The 7,893-nt window shown below is 55.8% G+C and carries 6 protein-coding genes; 4 read left to right on the forward strand and 2 right to left on the reverse strand.

The features are described from left to right. Window positions 1-3: 3 nt before the first annotated feature. Both ACPUC8_RS14545 and ACPUC8_RS14550 read right to left on the reverse strand, forming a co-directional pair. On the reverse strand, window positions 4-1,530 hold the full coding sequence (locus tag ACPUC8_RS14545) for a glycerol-3-phosphate dehydrogenase (RefSeq protein WP_494926644.1): 1,527 nt from the start codon (window positions 1,528-1,530) through the stop codon (window positions 4-6). Window positions 1,531-1,540: 10 nt separating this feature from the next. Then, on the reverse strand, window positions 1,541-3,091 hold the full coding sequence (locus ACPUC8_RS14550; RefSeq protein WP_494926645.1) for an FGGY-family carbohydrate kinase: 1,551 nt from the start codon (window positions 3,089-3,091) through the stop codon (window positions 1,541-1,543). A gap of 408 nt (window positions 3,092-3,499) precedes the next feature. On the opposite strand from ACPUC8_RS14550, the gene ACPUC8_RS14555 reads away from it, so the two are divergent. The 4 genes from ACPUC8_RS14555 (at window position 3,500) to ACPUC8_RS14570 (ending at window position 7,784) form a co-directional block, all read left to right on the forward strand. Next, window positions 3,500-4,153, forward strand: a complete 654-nt coding sequence (locus ACPUC8_RS14555) for a DUF2291 domain-containing protein (RefSeq protein ID WP_494926646.1) — start codon at window positions 3,500-3,502, stop codon at window positions 4,151-4,153. Then, entirely contained in the window at window positions 4,150-5,688 is a 1,539-nt protein-coding gene (locus ACPUC8_RS14560) for a sugar ABC transporter ATP-binding protein (RefSeq protein ID WP_494926647.1), read from the forward strand. Before ACPUC8_RS14555 ends, ACPUC8_RS14560 begins: the two co-directional genes overlap by 4 nt. Window positions 5,689-5,710: 22 nt before the next feature. Continuing rightward, window positions 5,711-6,766, forward strand: a complete 1,056-nt coding sequence (locus ACPUC8_RS14565) for an ABC transporter permease (protein WP_039328688.1) — start codon at window positions 5,711-5,713, stop codon at window positions 6,764-6,766. Between the two features lie 70 nt (window positions 6,767-6,836). Continuing rightward, on the forward strand, window positions 6,837-7,784 hold the full coding sequence (locus ACPUC8_RS14570) for a D-ribose ABC transporter substrate-binding protein (protein ID WP_034823484.1): 948 nt from the start codon (window positions 6,837-6,839) through the stop codon (window positions 7,782-7,784). The last annotated feature ends 109 nt before the right edge of the window (window positions 7,785-7,893 follow it).

The raw sequence follows: 7,893 nt of genomic DNA on the forward strand, positions 1-7,893 counted from the left end.
GATTTACGCCTCCTTACGCAACGGCACAGGGGCAGTAAAGGTTGCTGCAAACCACTGGATAAACGCCTGTTGCTGATCGTCGGTGAGGTGTAGCCGATGTTTGGTGCGCCGCCACAGCACATCTTCAGCTTGCTGCGCCCACTCATTCTCCACCAGATAGCGCACTTCGGCTTCGTACAGTTGCGCGCCAAAGTGGCGGCCCAGATCGTCTACACCATTGGCATGACCCAACACTTTTTCGATGCGTGTGCCGTAAAGACGCGCATAGTGTTTACGCAGGGATGCAGGTAGCCATGGCCAGCGCGCTTTCACCTGTTCAAGGAAAGTCTCGAAATCACCGTTGGCCATATCGCCGCCCGGCAAGGTCGCGTCTCGCGTCCAGTCGGTGCCCATTGAGGGGAAGAAGGGAGCAAGCTTCTGTAAAGCATGCTCCGCCAGCTTGCGGAAAGTGGTGATTTTGCCGCCGAACACATGCAGCAGAGGGGCGCTTTGCTGATCGTCGAGGTCAAATACGTAATCTCGCGTCACCGCCGAAGGATTCCCTTTGCCGTCGTCAAACAGCGGACGGACACCGGAGAAGCGGGTAATCACATCGCTGGCGCGCAGTTTCACTTTGAAGTAGCGGTTCACCACATCAATCAAATACTGCTGCTCGCTATCATCGGCGGTCACATCCTCGGCTTTGCCCTGCCACGGAATGTCGGTGGTACCAATCAGCGCTTTGTCGCCTTCGTACGGGTTGATGAATATCACGCGCTTATCGGTGTTTTGCACCAGATAAGCCTGCTGACCTTCCCAGAACTTCGGCACGATGATATGCGATCCTTTCACTAGCCGTACGCTGCGTGTGCTTTTGGTCTGCGTCACTTGGTTAACGATATCCAGCACCCATGGCCCGGCGGCGTTGACCAGCACTTTGGCAAATACCGTGCGCTGCGCCCCACTGGCTTCATCCTGCACGGTAATTTCCCATTTACCGCTGTGGCGTTTCGCCGCCACACAACGAGTACGCGGCAAAATCGCTGCGCCGCGTTCGGCGGCATCCAGCGCATTGAGCGTGACCAGTCGCGCATCGTCAACCCAGCAGTCGGAGTATTCAAAACCTTTGCTGTAGCTATCCAGGATTGGCGCACCTTCCGGGTCGCGCATCAGATCGAGTGAGCGGGTGCCCGGTAGCTTTTTACGGCCCCCGAGATGGTCATAAAGAAACAGACCCAGGCGCACCAGCCACGCCGGGCGATCGGTGGGGCTATGCGGCAGAACAAAACGCATCGGCCAGATAATGTGCGGCGCGGCATTAAGCAACACTTCACGCTCAATCAACGCTTCGCGTACCAGGCGGAATTCATAATATTCCAGATAACGCAGCCCGCCGTGTACCAGCTTGCCAGAGCGCGAAGAGGTGCCCTGGGCGAGATCGTCTTTTTCGCACATCATCACTGATAAGCCACGACCAGCGGCATCACGTGCGATGCCTGCGCCATTGATGCCACCACCAATCACAAACAGATCCAGCATATTTTCACTCATGATCAACTCCTTAAAACGTGTTCAGCGCCTGCCAGGCGGCAGGAAGATCGCTGCGGATCTGCTGATAGTGGGGATACAGCTGGTTATAGCGTTGAGACAGTTCAGCGGAAGGTGGCTCAGGCGCATCCAGAAGCGGGCGCACCCAGGTCTCGACGCACTGTGCCATGGAAGGGTAAGCACCTATCGCCACGGCGGCCATCATGGCAGCACCCGCGGCGCCAGCTTCATCACGCTGGCTGATGCGCACCGGCGCGCCAATACATGAAGAGAGAATCTGACGCAGCGGCTGAGAACGCACCGCGCCGCCAGTGAGGCGGATCTCGCCTGGCAAGGTGCTGCCCATCGCCTGATAACAGTCACGTGCAGCCATGCCAATCCCTTCAATAACGCCACGCACCAGATCGCCAAAGTTGTGTTGGTAATTGAGCCCGGTAAAGCTGGCCCGTGCATCGGCGTTAACAAACGGACCGCGCTCGCCAGCAATCGAGATATAAGGGTGGAACAGCAGCGTGCCGGGCTGCGCATTGTTCAGCCACTGATCGATATGCGCCACCAGACGGGCGTGATCGACTTCGCAGCCGAAACCACTTAACAACTCGCTGGCCACATTCAGCAGCCAGTCAAGGTTTAGGGTGGAGGCCATATTGGTCTGCACTTGCGTAACATAACCGGGCCACGGCAGCGGGATCACATAGCCGGTTTGTGCAGGGTTAAGCCAGACGTTATCAATGGTGACGCTGCGCAGATGTACGCCGGTGGAACCGACGATCGAGCATGCAGTATTGGCTTCGCCGGTGTGTACGCCAGCACCGAGTGCGGTCATCGCCATATCGACGTAGCCCAGTGAAACCGGCGTGCCCGCACGCAATCCGGTCAGATTCGCGGCTTCGGCGGTGAGCGGATGCGTTATTAGCGTACCGTCGATGATCTCCGGCAGCAAATGGCGGTGCTGTTCTAATCCCAGCGCGGCGATCACCGTGTCGTCATAACGTTGGGTGCGGAAATTGCCAAAGGTGAAGCTGGCTTCTGAAGGGTCGGTGGCGCGAATGCCGGTCAGATTGAGGTAAAGCCAGTCTTTACAGTGCAGTGCGACTTCACTCTTAGCCAGCAGCTCAGGGTAGTGGCGGTCCATATGCGCCAGTTGCGATCCCTGCTGGCAGGTATTGAGCCCGGTGCCGGTGGCTTTAAAGCGCTCACCCGCCAGGGCATGTTGATTTAACGTGTCGACGGTATGCGCCGCTCTGGCATCCAACCAAATCCAGGCATCGCCGACCGGTTGGTTATCTTTTCCCACCAGCCAGGTGCCATCACCTTGGGCCGTCACCGCTACGGCTACCACGCGAGCCGCCAGATTCTCGACGCGCTCGGCCAGTTTACGTATTGCACCGACGGCGTCCTGCCAGGTTTGCGTCATGGATTGCTGAGCTGCACCGCCTTCACTGCGGTAATAGCGGTTGCGCACCGAGGCGCAGGCCAACTGCGTGCCTTCCAAATCAAACGCCACCGCTTTAACCACTGAGGTGCCGGAATCCAGACCCAAAATGATATCGCCGTTACTCACGTACACCTCCGGGAGAAGAAGAGTTAAGTCATCACGCTGTGTTAATTCCCTGTGATGAATTTGCTAAATAATGTCTTACACCACTTCTCATGGAGATAACATATCGTTTGTATTATTTTTCTATAAATCGAATAAATTTCATTTCAGTTAGCGATTCCGATCACGAAAAACGAGGGTAATCCCTACAGGTTGAATTGGAATTAGGTGGCTGAAAGAGTTGTATGGCGGGGTTTTCACGTAAGGCATCGTGAAGTGGTTAAATTAGCGATCCAGATCTCTCTCCTGAAAAAATTGCGCTTGCTCTGTTGACAATTTAGTCACATCAGAACAATTCTCATCACACAAGTTATCACATTTATAACATTAACGCGGCGGATTATCGCAGCAGTTAACAGTGAGAGGTCACGTATGTCCGATGTCTCGATGCTTGCACAGCAACTCTCCCGGAAGCGCGCACGCCGCTACACCCTTTTGGCAGTGGTGGTCGTGGCGGTGATTGCCGCCATGGCGCTGGATACCAAAGTGGTGAAGATCGGTTCAGAGCAGGATGCGCAAGAACAAGGTTTCTCGCCAGACAGCTACGGCCAGAAAACTTTTCCTGGCATCCAGCAGGATGTGGAAGCGCGCGCCGTGGACGCGAAAACCCTCGCTGACGCGTTAAAAGCGAATCAGCAGGAAGCGGTGCAGAAATATGGCGTGGGTTCACCGTTACCCGTGTTCGCGGTGAAACTGGAAGGCGTAGTGCAGCCGGGTCAGATGGGCATCTTCCCACTTAAAGTGGAAGGATTACCTGATGGTAACCAGGTGCGCTTGCAAACCGGGCCCGCCATTACCGGCACCGATTTACGCGATGCCAGCGGCAAAATCCAGTTCGGCGATTTTACCAACCAAATTGAGTATCAGAATGCCGGTTCGGCGATTAATCGCGCCATGAAAGCCAAAGTGCTGGATAAGTTGGATCGCGAGACGCTGCCAGGCAAAACCGTGCAGGTTGTGGGTGTATTCAGGCTGTTAACGCCCACCAACTGGATGGTGACACCGGTCAGCGTGGAGGTGAAATGAAACCGTTCAACGTCAATCCTGCCTTGCTGAAAGGCGAAGTGATCCTCGAAGCCCGCAACATTAGCAAAGTGTACGGCTCAACCCATGCGCTGAAGGGCGTGAATTTCGAAATTCGTCGTGGCGAAGTGACCACGCTGTTTGGTGAAAACGGCGCGGGTAAATCGACGCTGATGAAGATCTTGTCAGGCGTGATTACGCCAACATCCGGGGAAATTCGTTACAACGGCGAAGAAAAAGTGTTTCGCTCGGCGACGGAAGCGCGTGACTGCGGCATCTCGATTATCCATCAGGAGCTGAACCTCGCGCCCAACATGAACGTGCGCGACAACATCTTTATGGGGCGGGAAATCATGAAGCCTGGCGGCGTGGACTATGCCGAAGAGGCACGCATCACGGCCCATCTGATGGCGGCGCTGGAGGAGGAGATCGACCCGTTAACGCCCGTGGAGAATTTGCGGCTTGGGCAGCAGCAGATTGTCGAAATTGCCCGTGCGCTCTCGGTGAACTCGCAGATTTTGATCATGGACGAACCGACCTCCGCTTTGAGCGCAACGGAAGTCGCCGTGCTGTTTCAGGTGATACGCGACCTCACCAGCCAGGGCGTGGCGATTGTGTATATCTCACACCATCTTGAAGAGGCGCTGGAGATCACCGATCGCGCCGTGGTGCTGCGTGACGGTGTGATGACCGCTTACGCCAAACGCGATGAGATCGATCTCGAATGGATCGTGCGCAACATGGTCGGCGATCACTTTGATCTCGGCTCGCCGCCGGAAGGATACGCCTTTGGAGAATCGGCGTTGAAAGTACAAGACCTGACGCTGAAAAGTAAAACCGGCATTCGGCTGGTGGACAATTTATCCCTGAGCGTCAAAGCCGGTGAGATTGTCTGCATCTACGGACTGATGGGCGCCGGACGTACCGAGTTACTGGAGTGTATCGCCGGACGATTACATCAAACCAGCGGTCAGATTCTGCTGCAGGACACTGAGGTGTCCAAACTGACCATCCAGCAACGCATTCAAATCGGCCTTGCGCTGGTGCCGGAAGACCGGCAGCGCGATGGTCTGGTTCAAACCATGTCAGTCGGTGAGAACCTGTCGCTCGCCAGTATCAGTGAATTCGTACGCGGGCTGGTGCTGTCGCCGCGCCGTGAGAAACAACTGGTAACGGAGAGTATCCGCAACGTGACGGTCAAAACGGCGGGGGGTGAAGCGGCTATCGGTTCGCTCTCTGGTGGGAATCAACAAAAAGTGGTGATCGGCAAAATGCTGGCCACCCGTCCCAAAGTCATTCTGTTGGATGAGCCGAGTCGCGGCATCGATATCGGTGCCAAAGCGGAGGTCTTTCGTCTGCTGGCGGAGAACGCCAAAAAGGGGCTGGCAGTGGTGTATACCACTTCGGAAGTTGGCGAGTGCCTGAGCATTGCCCATCGCATTGTGGTGATGAGCAAAGGGCGCATCAACGCCATTTTTGATTCCAGCGTGAGTAAAGAACGCATTATGGCCGCTTCAGGCGAGTCTCTGGTGGCATGACATGAAAAACGGAGCAAACGGTATGACAGACAGAACCCAAACGCTGGATTCGCCGCCAGTTGCTGTGAAAAAGAAAGCTGATAAAAGCCTTAATCTCGCGCGATTGTTGCTGGAAGGGCGCGCCTTTATTGCGCTGCTGGTGATCATCGCCACCTTTTCCCTGCTTTCACCTAACTACTTCACCGGTGCCAACTTCCTGACCATGGCGTCGCATGTGGCGATCTTCGGTTTACCCGCGATTGGCATGCTGCTGGTGATCCTTAACGGTGGCATCGATTTATCGGTGGGATCGACGCTGGGCCTCGCCGGTGTGATGGCCGGTTTTATGATGCAGGGCATCAACCTCGAAGCACTTGGCGTGGTGCTGTATCTGCCGGTATGGGCGGTGGCGATTTTGACGCTGGTGATGGGTGCGCTGGTGGGACTGGTGAACGGGGTGCTGATCGCCTGGTTCCGAGTGCCAGCCTTTGTCGCGACACTCGGCACCATGTATGTGGCGCGCGGAATTGCGCTGTTGATCACCAACGGCCTGACTTACAACAAACTCTCTGGCAGCGAAGCACTCGGCAACACCGGTTTTGACTGGCTGGGATTCAACCGCATCTTCAACGTTCCGGTTGGCGTGCTGGTGCTGGGCGTGGTGGCTTTGGCCTGCGGATTCCTGCTCAGCCGTTCAGCATTTGGCCGCTGGCTGTATGCCTCTGGTGGTAATGAACGTGCCGCCGATCTCTCTGGCGTGCCGGTGAAACGCATCAAAATCAGCGTTTATGTCCTTTCCGGTATTTGCGCTGCGATGGCGGGGCTTGTGCTCTCATCACAGCTGACTTCGGCCGGGCCCACGGCGGGCACCACCTATGAGCTGACAGCGATTGCTGCTGTGGTGATTGGCGGTGCGGCGTTGACGGGGGGGCGCGGTAACGTGCGCGGCACCCTGTTGGGCGCATTTGTTATCGGTTTTCTCTCTGATGGCTTAGTGATTATCGGCGTCTCTGCTTACTGGCAGACGGTGTTCACTGGCGCCGTGATTGTGCTGGCGGTATTGCTCAATACTTTGCAATACGGCAGGCGCGGTCGCTAACTCACGCGCGCTGTCTGGCAGCGCGCGGTTATCCGTAAAACCTGTACCCCTAAATAATAACGGAGCACCTATGTTCACTAAACGTTTGTTTATTGCCGCAGCCGCCATGGCCATCACCACCTTTGCCGCACCGACCTGGGCGGACAACGGATTGATGACCATCATCGTTAACGATCCATCCAATCCCTACTGGTTAACGGAAGGGCAAGTGGCGCAAAAAGCCGCTGAGAAACTGGGCTACAGTGCCAAAGTCAGCGCCCATAAAGGCGATACCAACACCGAAAGTCAGCTGATCGATACCGCGATCACCAACAAGTCTAAAGCGATTATTCTCGATCCGGCGAACGCGGACGGATCGGTGGGATCGGTGAAAAAAGCCATCGCGGCGAATATCCCGGTTTTCATCATCAATGCTGAGTTGAATCAGAGTGGATTGGCGAAAGCACAGCTGGTGTCTAACAATGCGCAAGGTGCCGCCGTGGGCGCGATGGAGTGGGTAAAACAAGTGGGCGATACCGCTAACTATGTTGAGCTGGTGGGACCGCCTTCGGACAATAACGCCGCGACCCGCGCTAACGGCTTTGATACCGTGTTGTCGCAGTATCCGACGCTGAAAAAGGTCGGTCAGGAAGTGGCGAACTGGGACCGTACTCAGGGCTTCAACAAAATGCAGTCTTTGTTGCAGGCTAACCCGAATATCAAAGGCGTGATCAGCGGTAACGATGAGATGGCGCTGGGCGCGATTGCGGCTCTGAAGGAAGCGGGCAAGCTGAATCAGATTAAGGTCGGGGGTTTTGATGGTTCACCGGATGCGGTGGATGCGGTAAAAGCCGGAACCCTGGCCTATACCGTGATGCAGCCGGTGGCGCAATTCGCGCAGAAAGCGGTAGAGCAGGCGGATAGCTTCCTCAAGACCGGAAAAACCGGTGCAGCGTCTGAGAAACAGCTGTTTGACTGTATTCTGATCACCAAAGAGAACGCGGGCAACTTCGTGTCACCGTTTGTGTTGAAGCAGTAATGGATGACGGTCGCCATGAATGGCGACCCTTATATCTCGATCATTCTCCTCCGGGTGCTATGATCCCCGACTGATCATCGGGAAGTTGCTGGTGAGATGGGGGCGACCC

The organism is Pantoea sp. CFCC18177, from assembly GCF_059412425.1.

Bases quoted from the DNA above. Each gene is read 5' to 3' on its own strand.
- ACPUC8_RS14570 (WP_034823484.1), top strand. From the start codon at position 6,837: ATGTTCACTAAACGTTTGTTTATTGCCGCAGCCGCCATGGCCATCACC.
- ACPUC8_RS14565 (WP_039328688.1), top strand. From the start codon at position 5,711: ATGACAGACAGAACCCAAACGCTGGATTCGCCGCCAGTTGCTGTGAAA.
- ACPUC8_RS14555 (WP_494926646.1), top strand. From the start codon at position 3,500: ATGTCCGATGTCTCGATGCTTGCACAGCAACTCTCCCGGAAGCGCGCA.
- ACPUC8_RS14545 (WP_494926644.1), bottom strand. From the start codon at position 1,530: ATGAGTGAAAATATGCTGGATCTGTTTGTGATTGGTGGTGGCATCAAT.
- ACPUC8_RS14560 (WP_494926647.1), top strand. From the start codon at position 4,150: ATGAAACCGTTCAACGTCAATCCTGCCTTGCTGAAAGGCGAAGTGATC.